This is a genomic window from Paenibacillus medicaginis, from assembly GCF_042138635.1.
Taxonomy (GTDB): Bacteria; Bacillota; Bacilli; order Paenibacillales; family Paenibacillaceae; genus Paenibacillus; species Paenibacillus medicaginis.
Window position 1 is genome coordinate 1 of sequence record NZ_JBHIRY010000037.1, and the last position, 23,584, is coordinate 23,584.

22 protein-coding genes and 1 riboswitch are annotated in these 23,584 nt (G+C 51.0%); of the genes, 5 read left to right on the forward strand and 17 right to left on the reverse strand.

Annotated elements, in window-relative coordinates; genetic code table 11:
- Nucleotides 1–136 precede the first annotated feature (136 nt).
- Nucleotides 137–616, reverse strand: a complete 480-nt coding sequence (gene tsaE, locus ACE5LO_RS24230) for a tRNA (adenosine(37)-N6)-threonylcarbamoyltransferase complex ATPase subunit type 1 TsaE (RefSeq protein ID WP_375522505.1) — start codon at nucleotides 614–616, stop codon at nucleotides 137–139.
- A gap of 158 nt (nucleotides 617–774) precedes the next feature.
- A complete protein-coding gene (locus ACE5LO_RS24235; RefSeq protein ID WP_375354984.1) occupies nucleotides 775–954 on the reverse strand; it encodes an H-type small acid-soluble spore protein in 180 nt (59 codons plus the stop codon).
- A 182-nt stretch (nucleotides 955–1,136) separates the two neighbouring features.
- On the opposite strand from ACE5LO_RS24235, the gene ku reads away from it, so the two are divergent.
- Nucleotides 1,137–2,042 (forward strand): non-homologous end joining protein Ku, encoded by a 906-nt coding sequence (ku, locus tag ACE5LO_RS24240; protein WP_375522506.1) that lies wholly within the window; start codon nucleotides 1,137–1,139, stop codon nucleotides 2,040–2,042.
- Nucleotides 2,043–2,054: 12 nt separating this feature from the next.
- Nucleotides 2,055–2,963 carry a non-homologous end-joining DNA ligase gene (ligD, locus tag ACE5LO_RS24245; protein ID WP_375522507.1) on the forward strand — a complete coding sequence of 303 codons (909 nt, stop codon included), beginning with the start codon at nucleotides 2,055–2,057 and terminating at the stop codon, nucleotides 2,961–2,963.
- A gap of 39 nt (nucleotides 2,964–3,002) precedes the next feature.
- Here ligD and ACE5LO_RS24250 read toward each other — a convergent pair whose 3' ends face one another.
- The 10 genes from ACE5LO_RS24250 to cls form a co-directional block, all read right to left on the reverse strand.
- Complete coding sequence (locus ACE5LO_RS24250) at nucleotides 3,003–4,214, reverse strand: ABC transporter permease (RefSeq protein WP_375522508.1); 1,212 nt, start codon at nucleotides 4,212–4,214, stop codon at nucleotides 3,003–3,005.
- On the reverse strand, nucleotides 4,211–4,930 hold the full coding sequence (locus ACE5LO_RS24255) for an ABC transporter ATP-binding protein (protein WP_375522509.1): 720 nt from the start codon (nucleotides 4,928–4,930) through the stop codon (nucleotides 4,211–4,213). Before ACE5LO_RS24255 ends, ACE5LO_RS24250 begins: the two co-directional genes overlap by 4 nt.
- Nucleotides 4,927–6,378, reverse strand: coding sequence for an efflux RND transporter periplasmic adaptor subunit (locus ACE5LO_RS24260; RefSeq protein ID WP_375522510.1), 1,452 nt, complete (start codon nucleotides 6,376–6,378; stop codon nucleotides 4,927–4,929). The genes ACE5LO_RS24255 and ACE5LO_RS24260 overlap by 4 nt, the downstream gene beginning before the upstream one ends.
- A 12-nt stretch (nucleotides 6,379–6,390) precedes the next feature.
- Nucleotides 6,391–7,539, reverse strand: coding sequence for a TolC family protein (locus ACE5LO_RS24265; RefSeq protein ID WP_375522511.1), 1,149 nt, complete (start codon nucleotides 7,537–7,539; stop codon nucleotides 6,391–6,393).
- Between the two features lie 240 nt (nucleotides 7,540–7,779).
- A complete protein-coding gene (locus ACE5LO_RS24270; RefSeq protein WP_375522512.1) occupies nucleotides 7,780–8,910 on the reverse strand; it encodes a sensor histidine kinase in 1,131 nt (376 codons plus the stop codon).
- Nucleotides 8,903–9,604 carry a response regulator transcription factor gene (locus tag ACE5LO_RS24275; RefSeq protein ID WP_375522513.1) on the reverse strand — a complete coding sequence of 234 codons (702 nt, stop codon included), beginning with the start codon at nucleotides 9,602–9,604 and terminating at the stop codon, nucleotides 8,903–8,905. Before ACE5LO_RS24275 ends, ACE5LO_RS24270 begins: the two co-directional genes overlap by 8 nt.
- Complete coding sequence (locus ACE5LO_RS24280; protein ID WP_375522514.1) at nucleotides 9,601–10,242, reverse strand: VanZ family protein; 642 nt, start codon at nucleotides 10,240–10,242, stop codon at nucleotides 9,601–9,603. Before ACE5LO_RS24280 ends, ACE5LO_RS24275 begins: the two co-directional genes overlap by 4 nt.
- 9 nt (nucleotides 10,243–10,251) lie before the next feature.
- On the reverse strand, nucleotides 10,252–11,136 hold the full coding sequence (locus tag ACE5LO_RS24285; protein WP_375522515.1) for a M15 family metallopeptidase: 885 nt from the start codon (nucleotides 11,134–11,136) through the stop codon (nucleotides 10,252–10,254).
- 191 nt (nucleotides 11,137–11,327) lie between these two features.
- The gene (locus tag ACE5LO_RS24290) at nucleotides 11,328–12,239 is read right to left on the reverse strand and encodes a YitT family protein (protein ID WP_375522516.1); all 912 of its coding nucleotides are present in this window, start codon (nucleotides 12,237–12,239) and stop codon (nucleotides 11,328–11,330) included.
- A 205-nt stretch (nucleotides 12,240–12,444) separates the two neighbouring features.
- A complete protein-coding gene (gene cls / locus ACE5LO_RS24295; RefSeq protein ID WP_375522517.1) occupies nucleotides 12,445–13,878 on the reverse strand; it encodes a cardiolipin synthase in 1,434 nt (477 codons plus the stop codon).
- Nucleotides 13,879–14,068: 190 nt separating this feature from the next.
- On the opposite strand from cls, the gene ACE5LO_RS24300 reads away from it, so the two are divergent.
- Nucleotides 14,069–15,073 (forward strand): M23 family metallopeptidase, encoded by a 1,005-nt coding sequence (locus tag ACE5LO_RS24300; RefSeq protein ID WP_375522518.1) that lies wholly within the window; start codon nucleotides 14,069–14,071, stop codon nucleotides 15,071–15,073.
- A gap of 55 nt (nucleotides 15,074–15,128) precedes the next feature.
- Nucleotides 15,129–15,566, forward strand: a complete 438-nt coding sequence (locus tag ACE5LO_RS24305) for a bactofilin family protein (RefSeq protein ID WP_375522519.1) — start codon at nucleotides 15,129–15,131, stop codon at nucleotides 15,564–15,566.
- Between the two features lie 50 nt (nucleotides 15,567–15,616).
- On the opposite strand, the gene ACE5LO_RS24310 is transcribed toward ACE5LO_RS24305, so the two are convergent.
- The gene (locus tag ACE5LO_RS24310; RefSeq protein WP_375522520.1) at nucleotides 15,617–16,393 is read right to left on the reverse strand and encodes an ABC transporter permease; all 777 of its coding nucleotides are present in this window, start codon (nucleotides 16,391–16,393) and stop codon (nucleotides 15,617–15,619) included.
- Complete coding sequence (locus tag ACE5LO_RS24315; protein WP_375522521.1) at nucleotides 16,386–17,297, reverse strand: ABC transporter ATP-binding protein; 912 nt, start codon at nucleotides 17,295–17,297, stop codon at nucleotides 16,386–16,388. Before ACE5LO_RS24315 ends, ACE5LO_RS24310 begins: the two co-directional genes overlap by 8 nt.
- A gap of 409 nt (nucleotides 17,298–17,706) precedes the next feature.
- On the opposite strand from ACE5LO_RS24315, the gene ACE5LO_RS24320 reads away from it, so the two are divergent.
- Nucleotides 17,707–18,075, forward strand: a complete 369-nt coding sequence (locus tag ACE5LO_RS24320) for a helix-turn-helix domain-containing protein (RefSeq protein ID WP_375522522.1) — start codon at nucleotides 17,707–17,709, stop codon at nucleotides 18,073–18,075.
- A gap of 125 nt (nucleotides 18,076–18,200) precedes the next feature.
- On the opposite strand, the gene ACE5LO_RS24325 is transcribed toward ACE5LO_RS24320, so the two are convergent.
- The 3 genes from ACE5LO_RS24325 to ACE5LO_RS24335 all read right to left on the reverse strand — a co-directional run bounded on the left by ACE5LO_RS24325 (nucleotide 18,201) and on the right by ACE5LO_RS24335 (nucleotide 23,527).
- A complete protein-coding gene (locus ACE5LO_RS24325) occupies nucleotides 18,201–20,216 on the reverse strand; it encodes a hypothetical protein (protein ID WP_375522523.1) in 2,016 nt (671 codons plus the stop codon).
- Between the two features lie 47 nt (nucleotides 20,217–20,263).
- Nucleotides 20,264–21,865 (reverse strand): glycosyl hydrolase, encoded by a 1,602-nt coding sequence (locus tag ACE5LO_RS24330; RefSeq protein ID WP_375522524.1) that lies wholly within the window; start codon nucleotides 21,863–21,865, stop codon nucleotides 20,264–20,266.
- Nucleotides 21,866–21,878: 13 nt separating this feature from the next.
- A riboswitch (cyclic di-GMP riboswitch) is annotated at nucleotides 21,879–21,966 on the reverse strand.
- Nucleotides 21,967–22,153: 187 nt separating this feature from the next.
- Entirely contained in the window at nucleotides 22,154–23,527 is a 1,374-nt protein-coding gene (locus tag ACE5LO_RS24335; RefSeq protein ID WP_375522525.1) for a sugar phosphate nucleotidyltransferase, read from the reverse strand.
- Nucleotides 23,528–23,584: the final 57 nt, after the last annotated feature.

Below are 23,584 nucleotides of genomic sequence, written 5' to 3' on the forward strand. Positions count from 1 at the left end.
ACGCTAAGGTAGGAGCACCATAAGGTGCGTTTGCACTACTGGTTAGGAATAAGTCTAAAAGGCTTGTGCGAAGCGCAGGCACTGTCTACGAAGTAGGCAGAGACAAGCTCGTGACTTGAGTCATGAGTTGTTGACATCATTCTACTCCATTCTCTCGCAAACTCCGGCACCATTCGCCATACATTTCGCCACAGCCTGTCAGATGAATCAACCGTTCATCCGGCAAGGCTGTCGCTTCAATGACGATGTGCAGACGCTCCTCAGGCAGGAGAGACGGAATCAGGCTCCCCCATTCCACCAGACAAACGCCTGTGCCGTAAAAATATTCATCCAGGCCGAGCTCACCCGCCTCATCCTCATCGATCCGATAAACGTCCATATGGTATAGGGGCAAACGGCCTTCGTACTCCTTAATCAGGGTAAAAGTCGGGCTGTTCACCACTTCTTCTACCCCGAGATGTCTGGCGAACGCTTTGGAAAACGCGGTTTTTCCCGCGCCCAGCTCACCGTCCAGCACAATCACGGAGCCTGCGGACGACCGGGCGGCCAATGCCGCCGCCAGCCGCTCCGTATCAGCAACACCTTTCGCCAAATATGTGAAATATTCCTCTATCATTGTATATGCCTACCTCTCGGCGGCCCCTCAGGCCTTGCAACTTGTTCTTTATTATATAGCCCTTCTGTACTTTGCCGCAAGAAAAGGGATAAGCAGCCTTAATGACAAAAAGAACCGCTCTGCCGGTAAAACGGCGAGCGGCTCTTCCCTGTCAGGCTTTATTTTTCCTCCAGCCGGGCGGTTTTGACCGTTTGCGTGTTGACAGGATTCGATCCTACCTGCACGGTCGCCATGCCGTTCTCCACATCCACATGCTCAATCCACACCGGTTCTCCCTCAAGCTTGACCGCAATCATTTCCGGTGAGTCCAAGATGGCTTTGGCACGCTGGGCGTCCATAACCTATTCCTCCTTTGCTGCAAAATCTCCTTTTATCTGGCATCAGATCATTTTCTCCGTATCCATGCTCCTTGTTACTATGCGCCAAAGCGAACCCCGCCATGCGCTACATACAAAATGCCATGCTACGCATACTACGTATTGCGCAGTATACAGCCGCTAACAAAGGAAGGTGATCAACGATGCATACCGTCTGGAAAGGAGCGATCAGCTTCGGCCTTGTCCATGTTCCTGTCAAAATGTTTTCCGCAACAGAGGACAAGGATATTTCCATGCGTTACATTCACAAGGAGTGCGGCAGTCCGCTAACTTATGTACGAAAGTGCCCCGTTTGCGACAAAGAGGTCGAGTGGGAGGAAATCGGCAAAGGTTACGAATATGAGAAGGGCCGTTTTGTCATGTTCGAAAAAGAGGAGCTTGAGCAAATTTCCGAACAGGGCAACAAAAACATCACGATTCTGGACTTCGTCAATTTGACCGATATTGATCCGATTTATTTTCAGAAAACATATTACCTGTCCCCGGATCAAGCCGGCGCCAATGCATACAGCCTGCTGCTTAATGCCATGCAGGATACCGGCAAGATCGGCATCGCCCAAATCTCCATCCGCTCCAAGAGCAGTCTGGCGGCCATTCGGGTGCTGGAAGGCTGCCTTGCCATCGAGACGATATTTTATCCGGATGAAATCAGGCCTATTTCGCAGGTTCCCAATCTTCCCGGAACGACAGCAGTTAATGAAAAAGAACTGTCGATGGCCAAAATGCTGATTGAGCAGCTTTCCACTGAATTTGACCCTGAAAAATATACAGATGAATACCGCGCACGGCTACTGGATCTCATCTCACATAAAGTAGCGGGGGAAGAGGTTAAAATCGCTCCGGCCAAACCGCAGACGAATGTTGTGGACTTGATGGCTGCACTGCAAGCCAGCATTGAGGCGGTTAAACCCATAACACCTGATCCGGGTCCGTCTCCAGGCCGCAAGCGTACTGCCAAAAAGCCAGCCGCCCCGGCCAGAGCCGCTGCCGGCGAAGCACCACCTGCTGATCCCAAGCGAAAAAACGTGGCCAGAAAAACAAGCAAGTAAGGAGGCTCCCGTATGGCCAGAACGGTGAAAGGCAGCATAATGATCGAAGGGCGTGAAATCACCATCACCAATCCGGACAAGCCGTTATGGCCGGAAGCCGGGATTACCAAAGCAATTTATTTGACCAGGCTTGCCGTTCTGGCGCCTTACCTGCTGCCTTACTGTCGTGGCCGCCTATTGACCGTGATCCGCTGGCCGCACGGTATTCACGGCGATTTCTTTTACCAGAAAAACGTGCCTGAGCCGAGACCTGACTTCGTCAAAAGCTATGTCCATCAAGGGATCGATTATATGGTGTTGAATGAACTGCCGCAGCTGCTTTGGCTCGGCAATCAGGCTGCACTGGAGTTCCATCCTTCCCTCCATAAGGCAGGCAGTCCGCTCCCCTGTGAATGGATGATTGACCTGGACCCCTCGGTCGAAGAGGAACCGCGAATCATGGAAGCTGCAAGCATCGTGGGAGAAGTGCTGGCTTCGCTCGGCCTGCAATCGATTCCCAAAACCTCTGGCGCTACAGGTGTACAGATTATCGTCCCCGTAACTGAAGGCATTACATTCGACGAACTGCGGAGCGTTGGCCATTTTGTCGGAAAATACGTAACCGAGAAACATCCGTCTCTGTTCACACTGGAAAGGCTCAAAAAGGACCGCGGCACCTGTATTTATTTCGACTATCTTCAGCACTATCATGGAAAAACGCTGGCCGCCCCCTATACTCCGCGCGCCAGAACAGGCGCTACGGTATCCACTCCCCTAACATGGGAGGAGGTTCGGCGGGATGTATCCCCCAAGGATTATCATCTGCTCAATATTGGAGAACGGCTGCAGCGGATAGGGGACCTGATCAGCATGGTTCCTCCACAGCCGATTCGCCCGTTATTGGACTATTTGAACGGCCAAAAACCTGTACAGATCCAATGACCGTACAGGTTTTTAAAGTTCAGGCTCTGCTGCCTTCCTTTACTCATATCTCAAAGCATCGATCGGTTTCAGGCGCGAGGCTTTAAGGGCGGGAATAACTCCGAACAGGATGCCAACAGCCATACAGCTCAGGAATGAATACAGAACCGGCTCAACCGTATATACGATCGGCATCTGTGCCATGCTGTTCAGCAGCCTGGCCGCCCCGATTCCGCCGAGCACGCCGAGGATGCCGCCAAGCAGACTGATGAATACCGCTTCCATCAGAAATTGCAGCATAATATCGCCGCGCTGAGCTCCGATGGCCTTGCGGATTCCGATTTCCCTGGTCCGTTCCGTAACGGCCATCAGCATCATATTCATAATACCCACCCCGCCCACGAGCAACGCAATCCCGGCCACTCCGATAATCAGCAGATTCATGGTACTATCAACGCCGGTAGTCATCTGCAGATAGTCGGTCTGGCTCATCATTTGAAAGTCGTCCGGCTCCCCTTCCTTGATCATATGCCTGGTCCGCAGCTTCTGCGTAATTTCAGCACGCGCACTATCCATTAATTCGGGTGCCGCAGCGGAAACATTCAATTGCTGAATGCTCATATGGCTCATCCGCTCCATGCCGGCCGTGATCGGAATGTAGATCTGGTTGGCACTGTTGTTCATCATGGAGTTTTTATTCGACAGCAAGCCTACAATTTTAAATGGCAGATTGTTAATCAATACCGTTTCCCCAACCGCATTGGCGCTGTTTTCCCCGAACAGGTCACTGGCAGCCTGCGACCCGATGATGGCCACGTTCATCCCTTTTTCCACCTCATAATTCGTGAAGGTTCTGCCAGCCGTGAAGAAAAGCTTTTGCACGCTCGCAAATGAGGCCGAAGTGCCTTCGATTTGCAGATTCACCTTTTGTCTGTTCCAGACGACATCAGCACTGCTCGTCCCGCTCGGAGCCACATCGGCAACGGATCCGAGCTGCTCCAATGCGGCCACATCCTCCAGGGTGAATTCCGGCGGCTCCACAAATTGGGTGCCATTCGCTTCATCATATTGGTAAAATGGGTAAATCATGATCAAATTATTGCCCATATTATTAATCTGTGAGGTGATCTGGGCATTGGAGCCCTTGCCGATCGCCGCAATGGCAATGACCGCCGCAACCCCGATAATGATGCCGAGCATGGTCAGCAACGAGCGCAGCTTATTGCTTTTCAGACTGGAAAAGGACATCTTCAGCGTTTCCAGCAGGTTCATGCGTTCACTTCCTCTGCCGACATTCTGCGCGGGGTAATCCGCTCATCCTTCTCGATCCGTCCGTCCCGGAAATAGATCAGGCGCTTGGCACATGCTGCCACCTCCGCATCATGTGTCACGAGAACGATCGTGATCCCCTGATCATTCAACCGCTGAAAGATGTCCATAATCTCCACGGTCGTGCGGGAATCCAGCGCGCCTGTCGGCTCGTCCGCCAACAGAATGACCGGATCGTTCACAAGCGCACGGGCGATGGATACACGCTGCTGCTGTCCCCCGGACAGCTCGTTCGGCTTGTTCTTCAGCCGGTCCCCAAGCCCTACATGAATAAGCGCCTCAGCCGCCCGCCGCTTCCGCTCCCTTGCAGGCACCCCGGCATAAATCATCGGCAGCTCGACATTTGCCAGCGAGGTGGAACGGGACAGCAAATGAAATTTTTGAAATACGAAACCGATCTTGCGGTTGCGAATCAGGGCCAGCTCATAAGGCTTGGCACCCAGTACCGGATATCCATCCAGATAAAACTCTCCGGAGTCCGGCAGATCCAGACAGCCGAGCACGTTCATGATCGTGGATTTTCCCGATCCCGACGGACCCATGATGGCGACATATTCCCCCTGCTCAATGGAAAGGTTCACATCATGCAGGGCATGAATTTCCTGACCGCCTACCCTATAGGTTTTGCGGACATGCTGAATGTCAATGACGCGGCTCATCCAGCCGCACCTCCCATCATAGGGTCGACCGGCATCGCAGCAGGCGCAGGGATCACCACCACATCCCCTTCCTTTACGCCGGACTTCAGTTCAACCCGGTCAGGAGTGTAAAAGCCCTGCTCAATCGGCACAAATTCATAAGACTCCGGAGCTGCCGGATTGGACGCCACGTATACGCCGTCCTGTCCTCCCTCGGAGCGGATCGCCATGGCCGGAACGAACAGCACGTCTTTATGCGTGCCCAGTAAGATGGATATTTCCATGACCATCCCGGTTTTCAGCTTGCCATCGGGGTTCTTGACAGACAGCTCAATCGGATAAGCGGTGCTCCCATCCTCGGTGGACGGTTCAGGCGATACAAACTTCACCTCTCCCTGAAACTCCTCACCAGGATAAGCGTTGGTACGAAATATTGCCTTCAAGCCTGTCTGCACCTTAACGATATCGCTTTGTCCGATTTTGGCTGCAATCATCAAATTGTTGGCGCTCGCGTTGTTCATCACAATGAACGGAGCCGTCGGGCTTGTCCCTACGTCGCCGTTTACTTTCAGGATTACACCGTCCCACGGGGCCTTGATTTCCAGCTTTGTCAGACTGTCCTGTTTTTGTTTCAGCACGGTTTCGGCCCGCCGTACCTCAATCCGCGCCGCCTCAATCGTGGAATCATCTGTAGGAGTCTGAATTTTTTTCAGCTCAGCCATCGCCTGCCGGTACGATATTTCCGCATCCTCGATCGCTTGCTTCTGTTGATTTTCAATCTTGCGCATGTTCCTCTCTTGCGCTTTATAGTCCTGTTCGGCCTTTTCCAGTGTCTGCTCAGCCTGCTCCATTTCATTGGCGGGAACAGCCCCTTCTTCCAGCAGAAATTTCTGGTCATCATAAGTCTTACGGGCCTGTTCGAGCTGCTTGGAGGACTGCTCTTTCTGGCTCTGGGCCTCCTCAATATCAAAGTTCTGCTTGGCTCTTTCCAGCTCCGTCTTCGCACGCTGCACACTGACCTGCTGGATTTCCACTTCCTCCGGCTTTGGCCCTTTAAGAGCCTCCTCCAGTTTGTTTTTGGCCATAGCCAGGTCGTCCGCCGCGCTCTGTGCCTGATTGCGGGCCTCCGTATCATCAAGACGGGCCAGTACCTGTCCGGCCTTGACCCGGTCCCCTGGCGCGACATTGACCGCTGCCAGCTTATCGGTGCTTTCGCCTGTGAAGTTAAGGTTAACCTCCTTCGACGCTTTGACCGTCCCCGTGGCGTCTAATGTCTCCGTGACGTCCCCGCGCTCCACCTTCAGCGTCTCGTTCTGAGGCACGGCCACTACTTCTTCTTCAGGCCACTGCCAGTATACCACCGCTCCCGCTCCGCATAATGCAAGCACAATAACGGTCCGAATGATCCATTTCCTTCTCCGTTTCTTTTTCCAATCCACGATTGCATCGTTAGCAACGATTTCACTCACAGCCTGTCCCTCCTAGACACTCCACGGCTTATTCAGCGTATATTCCAGCTGGCTTATCTCGATCACCAATTCCTCAAGCTGACGGCGGAGCTGGTCGGCATTCAAGCGGCTCTCCACCAGCTCAGATTGAACGATCATGCCTCTATCCCATTTCTTGCGGGACAGCTCCAGCGCTTTTTGGGCAATATCATAATTTTCCTTCAATCGTATGTATTCCTGGCCCTTGTCCATCAGCGTGCTGTAGGCCGTTCTCAACGATTCAGCAAAATCTTCCTTCCCTTTCGTCAAGCGCTCATTGGCCTCTTCCAGATCCATACGCTTCAGCTTTTTATCAGACTCACTGCCCTGGAAATTATCGTATCTGATATTCCATTCACTGTTCTTGACCGCTTCCTTCAGGTCAATAATCTCCGGGCTGTCCTCCACGAGCTTGCTGATATGGGCCTCGATATCCAGTTTAACGGGCTTACGGTACTCTGGCGGGTTCTCCAAAGTATATGTTGTGCCCTTGGGCTTGCCTATCAGCGTATTTAACGCATCATACGCCTTTTGCAGCTCCAAGCTGCGCTGCCTGACAGTTTCCTCCGCTTCCATCCGGCTGTGTGCGGCATCATCATATTCATTTTGTGCCATGAGACCACGGGATGATTTGGCGGCAGCGATGCGCTCTTTGGCCCGTGCAAGCTCCAGCTGTTGTTGAGCGGTTTCAACATTGTTTTCCGCAACATAAACGGCCTGATAGCTTTTCATGACCGAGAAGTAGACCTTATCCTTGGCAAACTTGGCATGCCTTACAGCCGTAAGATAAGCCTCATTGGCCGAAGTATAACTCTTCCAGCGCGGATTGCTCTCCGAGGCATCAACGCTCCCGTCGACATCATAAGGTGAGATATACCCCAGGTCTTCCACTGCCTCCTGCAATGTAATCCCTTTGCGATCCACGTCCCGTGTCGAACTTCTCAACAGCTCGTTATTAGCCTCTGCCAGAGCTACGGCCTGCTCCAGGGTAAGCTGGACTTCCCCCTGTTGGGCAGGCGCATTTACTTCCGCATTCGATGGCTGCGGCTGCTGATTGCTCCCTGACGCTGCTTTTACTTCTCCGGCCAAAGCGGCGGATAAAGAAACAACAAGCAGCAGGGCAGCCGTTTTCTCTTTCATCATGAAACCTCCCTTTGATCATGCTCTTATTTCCTCTCACACCCTCTCATGACGAGAGGATGGAAAAATAATGAATCCCTTCTCCTTAGATATTGTAAGTGAAGAGGTCACGGTAGATAAAGTTCTAAAAAAACACATTTTTGTAACCTTAAACGACAAAAACCCGCTTCTTCGTCTTCCAGTCTCCTGTCGTTCATGCTCTAAGTATAAGACAGACTGTTAAAATAAGAAGTGGGATAAATATTAACTTTCTCTTAAAAGATCTGGCTCTTTCGTCGATGATGACAAATACGGCAAACGCACCTCGAATTCGGTACGGATGAGATCGCTATGCACCGATATGGCGCCTTCGTGCTGCTCTACAATGTTCTTGGCGATAAACAGGCCAAGCCCGGTGCTTCCCTCCTGATGGGTGCGGGCACGATCCCCGGTAAAAAACATGTCGAACACATAAGGAAGCTCGTCCGCAGGGATGGCATCGCCGTAATTGACGACTTGAACAACAACCCGATCTTCCTCCAGGCGACCGTAAATATCGATGTATTCGCCGTCCTTGCCATAACGGACAGCATTGGACAACAGGTTCTCGAACACACGTGCGAGCAGATCGCCGTCTCCGGAAGTCATCAGCTGCGGCGCAGCATCAAGGCGCGCTTTCAGCTCACCTTTTTCAAATACGGGATACATCTCTTCGGTTAATTGGGTCAGCAGCTCGCTCAGGTCAAGCGGGTTGCGATTGATCCTCAGCTTGCCGTAATTCATTCGCGTTATCTCGAACAGTTCGTCGATCAGCTTCTCCAGCCGCTGCGATTTGGTGTAGGCAATCGTCATGTAATGCTTCATCTGCTCTGCGGTCAAATCCTTGCCCTGAAGGATGAAATCCAAATACCCGATGACGGAAGTCAACGGAGTCCGCAAATCATGAGCCAGGTTCAGCACCAGCTGTTCCTTGCTGTTCTCGGCGAAATCCCCCCGTTCCACCGCCTGCTGCAGCTTTTCGCTGGCCAGGTTGATATCCCGGGCAATGTCCCCGATTTCATCATTGGACGGGATATGGACCCGATGGGAGAAGTCGCCCCCGGCCAATTGGTTGATCCCGCGGGAAATCTCCCGGAAATAAGCAACATAACGCCGGGTTAGCAGATAGAAGTAGAAAAACGAAATCGGAAAAAAAAGGAGCAGGAACACGTTAATATCGCCGATCTCTCTGATGGTTTCCCGGACTTCGAACATCGGATCTTCGCGGTACAACGTATGGTAATATTGCTGCAGCGCCAAGTAGATCAGAAAAGTAGTACCAGCAGACAACAACATACTGAGCCCGAACAGCCGGATCATATGAAAGCGGAAGCTGCGGAATTTGGGTTTAGCCATTGAATGTATAACCTACTCCCCAGACGGTTTTGATCAGCTTGTCCTTGTGCTGGTCCTCCCCAAGCTTCTTGCGCAGAGTACGGATATGTACCATCACAGTATTTCCGCCTTCATAATACGCCTCTCCCCAAACTTGTTGAAAAATATGCTCTGAGCTGAATACCTTCTTCGGATGGCTGGCCAGCAGCATCAAAATATCGAATTCCTTTGGCCTAAGCTCCACCGGTTTGCCGTACAGAAACACGGTCCGCTGCTCGGGATGGATCACGAGCCCCCCGGCCTCAAGCACGGACGCATCCGCCGAAGCCGCCATCGACGGGTTCAACTGAATGAACCGTCGCAATTGGGCATTCACCCTGGCCACCAGTTCCATCGGGTTAAACGGTTTGGTCATGTAATCGTCGGCACCACGAACCAGACCGGTGATCTTATCCAGGTCGGTCGCCTTGGCGCTAAGAAAAATAATCGGCAGATGATGCTGCTCGCGGATTCGCCGGGTCACCTCGTACCCGTCGATCCTGGGCATCATGATATCCAAAATCGCCAAATCCACAGACTGCGTCCGAATCGCGTCGAGAGCCTCTTGTCCGTCAGCGGCTTTTAGGCAACGGTAGCCCTCTCTGGCCAGATGCAGTTCGATCAGGTCGGCGATTTCCGCCTCGTCATCAGCAATCAGGATAGTGATAGGTTTCACGGCGTTCGCTCCTTTTCAGAGACAAGTATAACCGAAGGGGACGGTTTCATCAGTCCGGCATGGATTCGGTATATCACAAAACCAAGAAGTCCTCCGGCGGTATTCAGCAAAATGTCATCAACGTCGAATTGTCCAATTCTGAACAGGAGTTGGGCGGTTTCCAGTCCCAAGCTTAAGAAAAACGCACAGATGCATATTTTTATCCCTGGCATGCCTTCTTTTTTGAACATCAGTCCCAGCAAAATACCCAAAGGGATAAAAATCGCCACATTTCCGAACAGATTAAGTAAAGTATGGTCCGTTAACGAACGCAGCGATCTGGAGATTTCCCAGAAGGGGACCAAATTGCCTGTATGCAACTGCTGCGCGATCAAACCGGGATGCTGCAGGCCGGTCAACAGCTGGCCCCAGAGAAAACCCAAATCCAGGGAATGAAACTTCAATAAGATGATTTTGACCAACACATATATATAAAGGACGAGCAGAGCTCGAAGGCTTAGCACGCTCAGGCGGCCTCTCGCCCTAGCATCCGATCTTGTTACGGTATTCTTGCTCATTCCCGCATTCATATTGTTAATATTCACGCTCGTATTCGTCTTCATCCCCATTGTCGTCACCATCCCGATTTTCGTATTCATCCTGCCCGGTTATTCTCGTACTGTAATGATAACACCGTCCTCATTATTGCCGGAAATCTCGTATTTTCCTCGCGCAGGCACGGTGATCGTATTATCTTCGATTACCGGAAAGTAAAAGACTTTATAGTTTTCTCCCTCGAGCGTGATACTCACCGACTTCTGCCGTTTCAGTAAATCCAGGTACTGTTCCAGGACAAGGTTCTGCTCCTGCATGATCGCGCTGTGCGGCAAACCGACGTAACGGAAATGCCATGGCTCGAATTGAATGCCCGTCATTGCTGTTTTATCCTCGGGATAGCGCAGAATAAATCCATATTTCCAGGAATTATCTTTCAGCCATTTCCCTTCCGGGGCCTGATTCATATCCGCCTGTGAGGAGCCGATATCCATCGATAAACCGAGGTTGTGCTCGCTATACCCTGCCGGCAGGGCGTATTCCGATCCCATATCGCGATACAGCTCGTCCTGCTTGTCTTCGCTCCGATAACCGCTGCTGATCAAGAAATGATTGACCCCTTCCTCTGCAGCGGCCTTGATCATGGTATGAAATTTGTCCACTAGCCGGGGCGATAGCAGAACCGTGTTATCAAGCACGCCGAATCCATCGATCAGTTCGGGGTTCTTGACCAGACTCACCGCTTCCGACTCGGGGGTTAGCCCTTCCGGAACGGGATGGTCCTTGTTGACGAGCAGCAGATCCCCGTGGAATATCATTTCTTTCGTCACTTTTATTGTAAACCCATCCCCATCCGATTGCGAAACCTCTTCAGAATTGTCTATGCTTACGGCAAAAGGCTCCAATTCATCGGACAGGCTGGTCATGCCCGTCTTCAACTTCGTAAATCCGTAGCCCAGCAGCAACAAAATGATAATACAAAAAAACCATTTCTTCATCCTTCAGCTTCCTCCTAATCCTTCGTATGCTTGTAGGATAAAGAAAACTATTAAAGAAGAAATGAGGTTAAAAATAAAATTTTTCTTAAATCACAACATCATTTTTTGAACTGCCTCTTTAGTGTTCGGGCAGAAAAAAAGCCCCCTGAAATGCGGTCAGGGGACGGGCTTTGCCTTATAATTTAGCTTCGCTAATGAATTCCCTTTTTCTTAAATCTTCCACCCTTAACATCATGAATATTGCCGATCGCAACAAAGGCATGGGGGTCCCAATCTTCTACGATGGATTTCAGCTTCGCTTCTTCAAGCCGGGTAATGACTACGAAAATCACCTTTTTGCTTTCACCGGTAAAGCCGCCTTCACCCTCCAGATAGGTGACACCACGGCCCAGCCGGTCGGTCAGCGCATCGCCGATATCCCGGTATTTATCACTGATGATCCATACGGACTTGGACTGGTCCAGACCCTCAATCGTAATGTCGATCATCTTCATGGCAATATAATAGGCAATCATGGAATAAAGTGCGTTAGGCCATCCGAAGACGAAGCCCGCACTGCCCAGAATGAACACGTTCACGAACAGCACGATTTCACCCACCGAGAAGGGCGTTTTCTCACTGACGATAATCGCCACGATCTCCGTGCCATCGAGTGAACCGCCTGAACGGATGACAAGTCCGACGCCAACCCCGAGAATCACCCCTCCGAAAATAGAGCCCAGCAACGGTTCACCCGGCGTCAACGCCGGAACCGGATGAAGCAGGGTCGTGCCGATGGACATGATGACTACACCAAGCAGTGTAGAGAGCGCAAAGGTCTTTCCGATTTGTTTGTACCCCAAAATAAGAAAGGGCAGATTAAGAAGAAATAGAAAAATACCGAGCGGGAGCTGAAATAATTCCGAAAACATAATGGATACACCGGTAATGCCCCCATCAATAACCCCGTTGGGCACAAGAAAAATTTCAAGCGCGACCGCCATGAGCGCCGCTCCAAGCGTTATAAAAGAAATCCGCCGCAGCAGTTTCTTGATTTTATTTTTACGACTGACCGGAAGCCTTTTTTCCAATGCTGCGACTTGTTGCTTTTCGATGGTTTCCATCATCCTTCCCCCCAAATTTATATGGAATAATTTACATATTAATGGATAAAAAAGGGGGCTTATTTTAACAAGCCCCTTCTTCGCAGCATCATTAACTTATGTATAGTATATCACATAATGTTTGATCCATGGCAAAAAAGTCAGCAGGGAGCAGATAAACAACAAAAAAGCCCGCTTTCCCGTCAAATTCAAGCCATTTCAGCCTTTAAAGGAGCGGGGACAGCATGCGGGTTAACATTTCAGCTGCCTTTCGGGTTTTTGGCCGGTTGGAAAACTCTTCGTAATCAATGGGACTGGAGTGCTGCAAGTCCTCCTCGAAGTCCTGCACCAACCGTTTAATGGCCTCGCCCGAAAACAGCACGGCAGTCAGCTCGAAGTTATAAAAGAAGCTGCGCATGTCCAGATTGGCCGTTCCTACGGAAGCCAGCAGTTCATCCACAATCATCACCTTGGCATGGATAAAGCCTTTACGGTATTGATAGAACCTTACCCCCGCCTCAAGCAGTTCCTCAACATAGGATAAGGAAGCAAGCTGCACCAATACGGAATCCGATTTGAACGGAATAATGATCCGCACGTCCACACCGCTGACGGCAGCCGTCTTGAGCGCTTCATAAATACTGGGGTCCGGGATGAAGTACGGGGTGGTCAGCCATATCCTGCTTTGGGCGACAGACAGGGCCCCGAAGCACATTTCCTGGATCGCATCCCAATCCTGATCAGGACCGCTGGCCAGTACCTGCACCTGCTCATTTCCCTGACATTGGTGTGGAGGGAACAGGCTTTCATCGGTAATCCTCTCCCCGGAAGCAAGCTGCCAGTCGCCGAGGAATGTGTTTTGCAAAATATAGACCCCATCCCCCTCAATCCTGATGTGGGTGTCCCGCCAGAAGCCATGCTTCGGATAGAGCCCCAAATAATCATTCCCGACATTGATACCGCCGACAAAGCCAACGACACCATCCACCACTACAATTTTACGATGATTCCGGTAATTCACCCGCCGGTCAAGGGTCGCGATGAGCGGAGGCAGAAAAAAATAAAATTCCACCCCTGCTTCCCGGCAGTCACGGACAAAGGAGCGGGGCAGATGGTAGCTTCCCAGCCCGTCCGCTACAAAGCGCACCTTAATCCCCTCCCGTGCCTTGCGCATTAAAACCTGCTGAAAACGCGTACCGATTTCATCATTGCGGAAGATGTAAAACTCGATATGAATGTGATGCTGTGCGCGCTCCATCGCCTGCAGCATGTCGGGAAAAGCTTCTTCCCCGTTCGTCAGTATGCTCGTTGCATTGCAGCCTGTGATAGGTCCCTCCGACAAGCGGGAGAGCAGGTTGAACAAGCGCTCCTGATTGGCGAAGCCGGGATTCTCCATTTGTTCAGGATGCTCGATCACCTTGGTCTGCTTCCAGAGGCGGTCTTTGAGTTCCTCGAATAAGCGGGAACCTCTGCGGCGCATGAACTTGCGTTTTTTATAATCCTCGGCCATGAAATAATAGACGACGAATCCGACCAGAGGGAAGCAGAACAGGATAAAGAGCCAGGCTACCGCCTTGGAAGGATTGCGGAATTCAAGAAGCAGGATCGTTCCGACCTGAAAAATAAAAATCAGCAGCGCAATCACCAGCCAAAAAAGCATGTGGCAACCCCTTTACGAATATACTTTGACAATGGGACACTTTACATCTTTGTCATATATCGCGAAATTCAGGAATACATAGTTAGCAATACAGGCATTTGGCCGGCGATATGGCTGTGCAGCCGCCGCCTGCTGTGTATCTGCCGGAAAGGAAAGGAACTGTATGAAAAAAGGAGACTCAAACCGACGGATGACCCTTCTTTTACTGCGTGACGCACAGCGTCCTGCCCGCCAATTTCAGCTGTCCAGACCTGTTATTATTTGGGTGCCTGCCCTGGCTATCCTGTCCATCTCTACACTCGTCGTATCACTCCAGGTCCGATCCGCCCATGTCATATCCAAACTGGAAACCAACCTTGCTGCCCAAAGCCTGCAATTGGAGATCACCGTATCAGACAAAGAAAAGGCGATTGCCCTGCTTGAAAATGAAGTGATGAAGCTTTCCGATCAGGCCGTTGATATGAAGGAACGCATTCAACGAATGAGCGAGCTGGAACATCAGCTTGAGGAGTTTATCCGAAAATATGATCCCGATTCCTCCACCAAGGAAACAGGGAAGAACACACCGATCTCCTGGGACGGGTCCGGCAGCAAGGGCGGTCAATGGATCGCGGTCCACGACCAGCAGAAGCTGATGCCGGGCCGGGAGCTGAAAGACGATTTTGAGGAGATTCAGGAGATGCTGGATGCCATGGAGAAAAGCGTGCCCAGGACACTGAACCGCGCCGAAGACGCCCGCAAGAACTGGGAACAACAGCGGCAGGCCAGATTGCTGCAGGCCCGAAGGCTTGAACTGTCCCGGGAGGGCAAACCTTCGCTCTGGCCGACAGCCGAACGCCGCCTGACCTCCAGCTTCGGATACCGGCGTGATCCGTTAAACGGAAGCAGCGCTTATCACGCAGGCATTGATATTGCGGGACGTATCGGCGATCCGGTCTACGCGGCAGGCGCGGGAACCATTAAAACTGCCGATCAGATGAGTGAACGCGGCAAATATATTATTATCGAGCACCAGAATGGGCTGCAGACCTGGTATATGCATCTCAACGGGATGAATGTATCCCCGGGTGATCAGGTGGACAAGGGCGACCTGATCGGACAGTTGGGCAACACCGGGCGAAGCACCGGCCCTCATCTCCACTTTCAGGTGGTTAAACAAAATATTCCCGTTGATCCGCTGCTCTATGTACAATGAAAGGCACGCCTGCTAGCCGATCACTGTTTTAATTGAAGCTCAGGGAGGTTATAACATGTTCAAATCGAGCCCCAAGCCCGCAAAGCCCGCACCGGCCCGCTCTACGGATACGCTGCTTTCCACCAGCGCCTTCTTTGAAGGAAAATTGCAGTGTGAAGCTCCGCTGCGGATAGAGGGCAGGTACCAGGGTGAGATTAACAGTACGAGTGTTGTTTTCGTTGGCGAATCCTCCGTTATTATAGCCAACATCACTGCCCCGGAGGTCATTATTGCCGGGAAGGTTTTCGGTGATATCTATGCAGACAACCGGGTTACGCTCACCTCTACGGGAGAGCTGTACGGCAATACAGCCTGCGGCGTGATTGTCATTATGGAAGGCGGGGTCCTGAACGGCCTTTGTCAAATGAAAGGCAAAGCGGATTCTCCGTCCGGAGGCCAGTCTGGATCCCAGGACGAATCACAGTCTGCCGATCCTGCCGCCGGGACCGGCTGATTTCATTTCTATATGCCGGTCCGGGGGCCGGCTTTTCTAATTCCCGCAATTCAAGCCGTTACATCCCTTTTGACAAATACGATCCAACTGATTGCAATGAATATAACGTAGTAAGCTACCAATACGGAGATGGAAAAACCGAGGGTCATGCCTCCCCCGCCAACCGGGGAAACCATATACTGACTGAGGCCCATGTTATTAAACAAGGCGTACTTGGCCCAGCTATACCGCTCAGGAGTGAAAATCAGGGACAGCGTATTCTGCATAAAAAGAATAAACAGGGACAGCCCGATCGTCAGACCCCCGGAGCGGAAGACAGCCGACAGCATAAAGGCAAACGTACAGATGACAAACAAATCCGCATACCGGCTAAGCAAACTGAATGCAGTATATTTCCCGGCACTCCAGCCTGGCAGCATATCCGCCATTCCTCCGGACCCTCGCAGCAGCAGCTGTGAAAAAATGGCGCTGATAAGGATCAGCAGGGCAGTGCCTGCAAGACTGAACAATATGACGGACAGATATTTGGATAAAAGCAGCTTGCCGCGGCTCCATGGACGGATCAGCAGAAGCTTGATGGTGCCTGCCGAATATTCCCCGGCCACGGAATCAGCCGCCACAATGACGGTAAATATAATGTTGAGAAAAAAGGCGACAGAAGCTGTAAGCAGCATGCCGTCCCAAGCGCTGACCCCATCGGCAGCCATATATACAAGAAAAGGTATAACCGCCGTAATAAACGACAGAATCCCAAGCATAACCCAAGTTCGGACGCGGACATAGATCTTTACATTTTCATTATGAACAAGCTTAAAAAAATTAGCCAATGGATGTTTCGCCTCCTGTCATCTCCAGGAATTGATCCTCAAGCGTTCTTGCGGACCGGTGTATGGAATATACATGGATCCCGGCTGCAGCCAGCCTGGAATTCAATTGCGCCGTCTCTTCCCTGCCCAGATCAAGAATAAGGCTCCCGCCTTCAATCAGGCCACCGCCGGCAATGATCTGCGCCTGCTGAGGGTCGTTGACTTCAAAGGCCACACGGGCCGATCCAGGCGTGCCTGCCGTGTTGTTCAAGTCACGTATCCCCACCAGCCGGCCGTTCTGAATAATCGCAACGCTGTCGCACATCAGCTCCATCTCGGACAGCAAATGGCTGGACACAAAGATGGTCGTGCCTTCGGTACGGCTCAGGTGCCGCAAATAATCGCGCAGCTCGCGAATCCCCTGCGGATCCAGACCATTCGTAGGCTCGTCCAGAATAAGAAGCTGCGGGCGGTGCAGAATCGCTTGTGCAACTCCGAGCCGCTGGCGCATGCCAAGCGAATAGGTTTTTACCTTCTCTCTGATTCTTCCTTCCAGCCCGACCAGCCTGACCGCCTCCTCGATCCGCCCCCGGTCCACTCCCGGATTCATGCGGGCATAGTGGAGCAGATTCTGGTATCCTGTCATAAACTTGTACATTTCAGGATTCTCTACAATAGCACCAACATGAGCAATGGCACGTTCGAAGTCTGTCTTGATGCTGTGGCCGCAAATATGTATATCTCCCTCAGTTAACGAAATGAGGCCAACCATCATCCGGATGGTTGTCGTTTTCCCCGCTCCATTCGGGCCAAGAAAGCCGAATATCTGCCCGGCCGGAACATCCAGTGTGAGATTATCAACAAGCGTCCTGGAGGATTTGATCTTGGTGACCCTCTGCATGCGTACAACGGGCTCCATCTGCATCGTTCTGACTCCTTCCGTCCGGAAATACGATTCCCTAAGGGAACAAATCCGGTTTTAAACTATTGTACCATAATATTGTATATCTTCTCCTGTTCTGAATGAAAGTTTACATATAGCAATAGATCCGAAGTTTAATTTACTTTCATTTACATAAAATTCACTTCTTTAGTCATAAATTAAATTCGCCGTTTCTGTTACCTTATAACTATATACGCCCACAAAGCCCGTCATATCACGAAAAAACTGTTCATTCCTCATCTATTTATAGTAAAATGCATATATGCTAATACATTAACCAAGTAAAGATACTATAGTATCTTTATATTTTTGTAAAAATAAAAAATGCAACATCACTTATTCATAATACTCCTTACCCTCTCAAAACAACTTGCAACCAGGAGGAGATACGATGGATTATGGCACCCGCATTGCAGAACTACGGGAGAAAAGGGGTTGGAAGCAGGAAGAGCTGGCACAAATTCTTGGGATTACCCGGGCCGCTCTCTCGCATTACGAGAAAAACCGGCGCAAGCCTGATTTTGACACCCTGACGAAGCTGGCCAATCTCTTCGGGGTATCGATCGATTATTTGATCGGCCGCATCCCGCAGACACAAAATGACACGGAACCGAATGTAAAGCAATTTATTGATCAGCTTGAGCTGTCTGACAAGGATATTTTAAACCGCTTTAATCTTATGATTGACGGGCGCAGCTTAAGCGAAGAGGAAGCCAAACGCTTCATTGCGTTTATCCGTATGGAACGAATGATGGAATGACATGGGAACATCCCAATTACAACACAAAAAGACCTCATATCCACCGTATTAGTGGATATTGAGGTCTTTTTTTTCGAAGAAATTCAGTTTGGGACAGCCTCTTCGTTCTCCCTGTATTGCCCTTTTCAGTCGACCACCGCCTGTACCGGAGCCAGAATGTACTGGACGGATTCACCCGGCCCCAGCGTCTCTTCAAAATCCAGGGTTGGAGAAGCCGACAGCCCGGATAATGTGCTTTGTGCCTCGGCATATGTGGCCCCCGGCCCAAAACGTTCCCCCTGATAGATTCCCTGGTTCGGCATCGTTACACGGACCTTAATGCGCTGGGTTGTCGGTTCAAAGTTCACCAAATTGACCAGCAGCTTGCTGGACTTCGCACCGCTCCCCGGCAGCGGATCAAGTGTGGACGTATCCACCGCACGCACATACACCATTTTATCGGCGGTCTCGCTCTTGTTCAGCACCTCATAGGTCAACGGCTTGCCATGAGTGGCATATGCCAGGCTGAGACGTCTCATAATATCGACGCGTGAATCCAGGCCGCTTGCAAATTCATGAATTTTCGTATTCGCAGGATTGTGATTGTTCAGATCAAAGCCTGTCTCAAATAAAGTGAAATCCTTGTAGAAAGCGGCATGCTGGACGAGCATATCGGCATATCCGATCTGTGACCGCATAATCCGGTCGAACACCGCTGCCTGTGGCTGGTTCGCCCCATAAATCGGTTTATCCGTATGGGAGTCGGAGGTACCAAACTCCGTGTTCAGCATCGTCTTGCTGAGCCCGTCCCTGGACCCGCTGAAGGTCTGCAGGTTTTCAACAAAGCTGCCTCCCCGTCCCTGCACATACGATTCACCATAGGCGTGGCCGTTGGTCAGATCCGTCACATTCTCCAGTTCAAGGCGCTGCTTGGGATCCCTTTCCCATCCGTCCGGATCGCCGCACTGTTGCTTGCCTCCTGTCTGGTTTTTGCATGATTTGACGGAATATGCCGGCCAATAAGCCCATCCGGGAGCTACTGTTTTCATATGAGGGGCAATTTTCTTCCCTTCATTGTTCAGCCAGTTGGCTACTGCCAGATTGACCGCTTTGGAACGGTTGAACAGCCCCGGTTCATTGTCGACTTCAAAAAACTGCACATACGGGCCGTAATTTTGAAGATATGAAGTTAACTTCTGTTTGGCTGAATCCGGCAGTGTACCGTCCGCATTCAGCTTGATGTCGCCTGTATACAGGTACAGGGCAACAGCTTGCATGTTGTACTGCTTGAGGGTCTTGTAATAATTGTCCAGATCGGAGCATGCGTTGCCGACGTTGCTCGCACAGGTAACCCGCATTATATTTCCGCTGTAGGCGATCCCCAACCACTTCATCACGGCCGGAAGATGACGGGTAGCCCCTTTATCATAATAAAACTCGTTATTGTTTACATTGGTTCCCGTGCGGATGTAGCTGCCATGAATCGGTTCAGTAACCGGGGAAGCAAGCTTCTCAAGACTCAGGCTGTCCCATGTCCACCAGAGACTCGAATTCTCCGCCTCGGAGCAGTACAGGCACCGGGCCACCCGGAGCTTGAGCTGGTTTACCCCTGTCTGCAGCTGTTCTTTCGGGATATACAATTGATAATTGCTCTTGAAGGTATACGGACTTTCCGTTCCTGCCACGCCCGCAATCTGGATCATGCCGGAAAACTGATGATTGGAAAATACGGCCATCTGCGGCACCGCTTTGCTGGCATCCAGAATGCGGACATTAAAGCGCACACCGTTGGCCGGAACGGTATCCAGTTCATACTCCAGCACGAGCTCCGGACGGGTCTCGGCATTCAGCCCTGGAGGAATGGATCCGTTAAGCTGAATAACAGGGGAAGAGGTCCTGACGGCCTGCGCCGCACCTCCCGCTGCCTTTAATGCCGTTCCGCTCACTGCTTTAACGTCTACTGTAAGGGATTCCTTACCTGTTCCTCCTTGGAACTCGGTGGAAGAATCATTACTAACGCCAAGCATCCATAACGTTGTAGCCGCAGTCTTGTCATTTTCCTGATTGCTTTTGTTCGCATAACCCAGAAGCAAAAACAAGACAGCTAAGCCAAGCAAGCCCAAAAGCAAATATGCATACTTGTTCGCCAACCCATTTTTCATGTTCTTGTCCACACTTTCTGTACAGAGTCATCTCCGGAACAAGAGAGCTATTCCGCAGTATGGAACAAAGCGCTTGAAGGAATGACCGCTTTGGCCTCCTGTCCGCTCTCCCACATCAGGCGTGCCATAGCATCACCTGTTCCTTCATAATACTCCACTTTGATGTCGTAGAGCTGATCTGCCGTAAGGCTGATGCTCCCTTTGCGTTCCGTCCAGCTTTGCTTGAACCAACTGTCAATAATCAACTGCCCATCCACCCAGACTCGGATTCCGTCGTCGGAAATGGTCGTAAAAGTATAGGTACCGCTGTACCCCGGTTTTACCTTGCCTGTCCAGCGTGCGGAGAATTGATCGGCAGGCACTGCCGGATCCGGCGCGGAGCTGCGCCAGTTGAAATCCAGCCTGGCATCCGTGCGTGTAAGCACAGGTGTCCCGCTTAGATTGATATTGTTGAAGAATTCGGCGTGCAGTCCCTCGTTTACCGTATCTGGAACAGGCTCAGGGGCAGGTACAGGTTCCGGTTCAGGCTCCGGATCGGGTTCTTCCCCGACCGGCGGCGCTCCCGGAGGAGCAGAGTCAGGTGGCTCCACAGGAGGGGCCTCAGGAGGAGCGGCCATGTCGGCAATCAATTCATCCCTAGTCAACGTTCTGTCCTCATTCATGTATGCAAAAATTTGACGGTTCGAATTGTTTTGTGTAAGCATATTGCCCCAGGTCATGGAGTATACCCATTTCGGCTGGGCCGACAGCACTCTCTCAGAAGGCATCTCACCGTGCTCGCCAATGGCAATCGGTTTATTTCCAGCCAGATTCAGCAGGCCGTCATAATAGCTCTGCCTGAAATCATTGTCATAGATGTCCGCAGCCAGAATATCGACCTTGGACAAACCGGGGAACGAACTGGCATAAGGAGCAGCCCAAGCGTTCGGAGCGTTGGGATTCCAGACCCACAGCAGATTGTTCAATTGGTGGACATTCACAAATCGGTCATACATGATATCCCATAATTTAACAAAGTTCCTCTTGTTTCCCCACCAGAACCAGTCCCCGTTCATTTCGTGGTAAGGTCTCCACAGAACAGGCACACCCGCATCCCGCAGCTTGCCGAGGGACACCGCGACCTGATCCAGATCTGCGATCAGCCTTGCATATTCCTTGGTCCCTGGCGTTACATACTTGTTAAATTGCGCCTGGGTGATCTTCGCCTGCACATTGGACCAGGTCAACGGTTTACCAGGAAGCGCCTGATGAAAGGTCATCGTAACGATGCCGCCGGTATTGTGCCAATTCATGGCGCTATATACAACATTGCTGCGCTGGGCTTCGGTCATCGCAGTCGACTGGTTGGAAACAGCACCCAGCTCATAGCCGTGCAGACCGGCGTACTGCCCACTGATGTTCTTCAGCTCAATGTTCAGTTCATCAGGGCTTTCCAGATAATCATGCTGACCGGTAATCATTCCTCTTCCGTCCAAATTGAACAAATACATATATAATTCGCGCGCCTCGGCTGAAGCAGCAGGATTAATCGGCGCTGCTGCAGCCTGGGCAGCAGAGTGTTCACGGGACAGTCCCGATGGAAGCAGGGAACAAAAAAGCATGACAGGCAACAATTTTTGAAAAAATCGATACATAGAATAAGTTTTCATCAATTCTCTCCCTCTCGGTAGCCAGGCTGCCAGCCCTCTAAGGGGTAAGGCCCTTTAGCTTTGCGTACACCTGCCTTTCGGCAGGGTTGCCATTTTTCTATGAAGGCTATGAAACTCCCTCTTATCCTAGAATATCGACTCGGAATTTCCAAAAATTAATATATGATTCATACTAGAACCAATTTTCCGGGATATTTTACAAAATAACCTGTAAAACTACATCATTTTTTTCATTTATATGCACAAAAACGCAACCTGTGCGTTTTTGTATCAGATTATAGAATTTTCTTATGAAATGAACTGATGCAAAGCGATGTCGTTCCAATCTATGCAAAAGCGAACGATATCTTCTTCCACCAGTTCGGAACCAGTCTGCACCTCAATCAGTTCCACATCGGTTACAGCCAAAATGCTGTGCTTCGTGCCTTCCGGAATACGGACCACGTCGCCAGCTTTTACTTTATGCAGCTTCTCGTTCAGAATCACTTCCGCTTCGCCGCTGATGATCGTCCATATTTCGCTCCGCTTCCGATGAAGCTGGTAGCTGATATTTTTGTCCTGCTCGATGCAAATCCGCTTGGTGAGCACTTCATTGCCCTCCGGATATTTCACATAATCCACCACCCGGTAATGCCCCCAACGGCGTTCCTCGTACATCGGCCGCTGATTGTGAGCCTTCAGCACTTCCTTGATCCGCGGGCTTTCCGCTTTGTTGGTTACAAGAATGCCGTCCGGGCTGGCCGCAACGATCAGATCACTGGCCCCGATAATAGTAACTGGAATGTCCAGTTCGTTAATCAGGTTTGTATTCACACAATCCTCGGTCATCACTCCCTTGCCCACCTGACGCTGCGACATTTCCTCTGTCAGCGTGTTCCAGGTGCCGAGATCCTTCCAGAAGCCGTCATAAGGAAGCACTACAATGTTCTCTTCCTTCTCCACCACTTCATAATCAAAGCTTATTTTAGGCAATATATGATATTGCTTCTGCAGTTCTTCGTAATTCAGCGGAAGTCCCTTTCCTTCCAGTATCTTCAGCAGATACCCCAGACGGAAGGCAAAAACTCCGCAATTCCAGAGCGCGCTGCGCTCGATCAGAAGCTCAGCCTGCTCCCGGTTCGGTTTTTCCTGAAAATGACTGACCTGCAGGCAGCCTGCCGCTCCGGCCGAGCCTTCTTTCGGAATGATATAACCGTATTTTTCGGACGGATAGGATGGGACAACACCCATAAGAGCAAGATTGGCGCCCGTTTCCTGCAGCGTGTATTCCATACGTGCCACCGTATGGAAGAAGGTTTGCTCCACATACGGATCCACCGGCAGGATCGCAATGACCGTATCCGGGGATGCGCCAGCGACACTGTACAGATAACTGGCTGTAAGCGCAATGGCCGGAAAGGTATCCCTGCGTTCAGGCTCCACGATAATGCTGGCATCACTCCCGATTTGACTCTGAATCATTTCGAACTGAGCTCTGCCAGTAGCGATATAAGAGGAATCCGCCATTCCGGTATCTCCCAGCTGTCTCCACACACGCTGCACCATAGACTCAGGATGTCCTTCCGGGCTTTCCAACACTTTCAGAAACTGTTTGGAACGGGAATCATTGGACAGAGGCCATAATCTTTTACCGGAACCGCCAGACAAAAGCACCAATTTCATAACTCCACTCTCCCTCCATGAAGTAAATTTCCTAAAAAGGACAATTTTTCCTAGTCA

Excerpts from the sequence above, each read along its gene's own strand:
- ACE5LO_RS24255 (WP_375522509.1), bottom strand. The coding sequence starts at position 4,930 with ATGAGCCGCGTCATTGACATTCAGCATGTCCGCAAAACCTATAGGGTA.
- ACE5LO_RS24320 (WP_375522522.1), top strand. The coding sequence starts at position 17,707 with ATGGATTATGGCACCCGCATTGCAGAACTACGGGAGAAAAGGGGTTGG.
- ACE5LO_RS24265 (WP_375522511.1), bottom strand. The coding sequence starts at position 7,539 with ATGATGAAAGAGAAAACGGCTGCCCTGCTGCTTGTTGTTTCTTTATCC.
- ACE5LO_RS24300 (WP_375522518.1), top strand. The coding sequence starts at position 14,069 with ATGACCCTTCTTTTACTGCGTGACGCACAGCGTCCTGCCCGCCAATTT.
- ACE5LO_RS24285 (WP_375522515.1), bottom strand. The coding sequence starts at position 11,136 with ATGAAGAAATGGTTTTTTTGTATTATCATTTTGTTGCTGCTGGGCTAC.
- ligD (WP_375522507.1), top strand. The coding sequence starts at position 2,055 with ATGGCCAGAACGGTGAAAGGCAGCATAATGATCGAAGGGCGTGAAATC.
- ku (WP_375522506.1), top strand. The coding sequence starts at position 1,137 with ATGCATACCGTCTGGAAAGGAGCGATCAGCTTCGGCCTTGTCCATGTT.
- ACE5LO_RS24250 (WP_375522508.1), bottom strand. The coding sequence starts at position 4,214 with ATGAACCTGCTGGAAACGCTGAAGATGTCCTTTTCCAGTCTGAAAAGC.
- ACE5LO_RS24305 (WP_375522519.1), top strand. The coding sequence starts at position 15,129 with ATGTTCAAATCGAGCCCCAAGCCCGCAAAGCCCGCACCGGCCCGCTCT.
- tsaE (WP_375522505.1), bottom strand. The coding sequence starts at position 616 with ATGATAGAGGAATATTTCACATATTTGGCGAAAGGTGTTGCTGATACG.
- ACE5LO_RS24270 (WP_375522512.1), bottom strand. The coding sequence starts at position 8,910 with ATGGCTAAACCCAAATTCCGCAGCTTCCGCTTTCATATGATCCGGCTG.
- ACE5LO_RS24315 (WP_375522521.1), bottom strand. The coding sequence starts at position 17,297 with ATGCAGATGGAGCCCGTTGTACGCATGCAGAGGGTCACCAAGATCAAA.
- cls (WP_375522517.1), bottom strand. The coding sequence starts at position 13,878 with ATGCTTTTTTGGCTGGTGATTGCGCTGCTGATTTTTATTTTTCAGGTC.
- ACE5LO_RS24335 (WP_375522525.1), bottom strand. The coding sequence starts at position 23,527 with ATGAAATTGGTGCTTTTGTCTGGCGGTTCCGGTAAAAGATTATGGCCT.
- ACE5LO_RS24235 (WP_375354984.1), bottom strand. The coding sequence starts at position 954 with ATGGACGCCCAGCGTGCCAAAGCCATCTTGGACTCACCGGAAATGATT.
- ACE5LO_RS24325 (WP_375522523.1), bottom strand. The coding sequence starts at position 20,216 with ATGAAAAATGGGTTGGCGAACAAGTATGCATATTTGCTTTTGGGCTTG.
- ACE5LO_RS24290 (WP_375522516.1), bottom strand. The coding sequence starts at position 12,239 with ATGGAAACCATCGAAAAGCAACAAGTCGCAGCATTGGAAAAAAGGCTT.
- ACE5LO_RS24280 (WP_375522514.1), bottom strand. The coding sequence starts at position 10,242 with ATGAATACGAAAATCGGGATGGTGACGACAATGGGGATGAAGACGAAT.
- ACE5LO_RS24330 (WP_375522524.1), bottom strand. The coding sequence starts at position 21,865 with ATGAAAACTTATTCTATGTATCGATTTTTTCAAAAATTGTTGCCTGTC.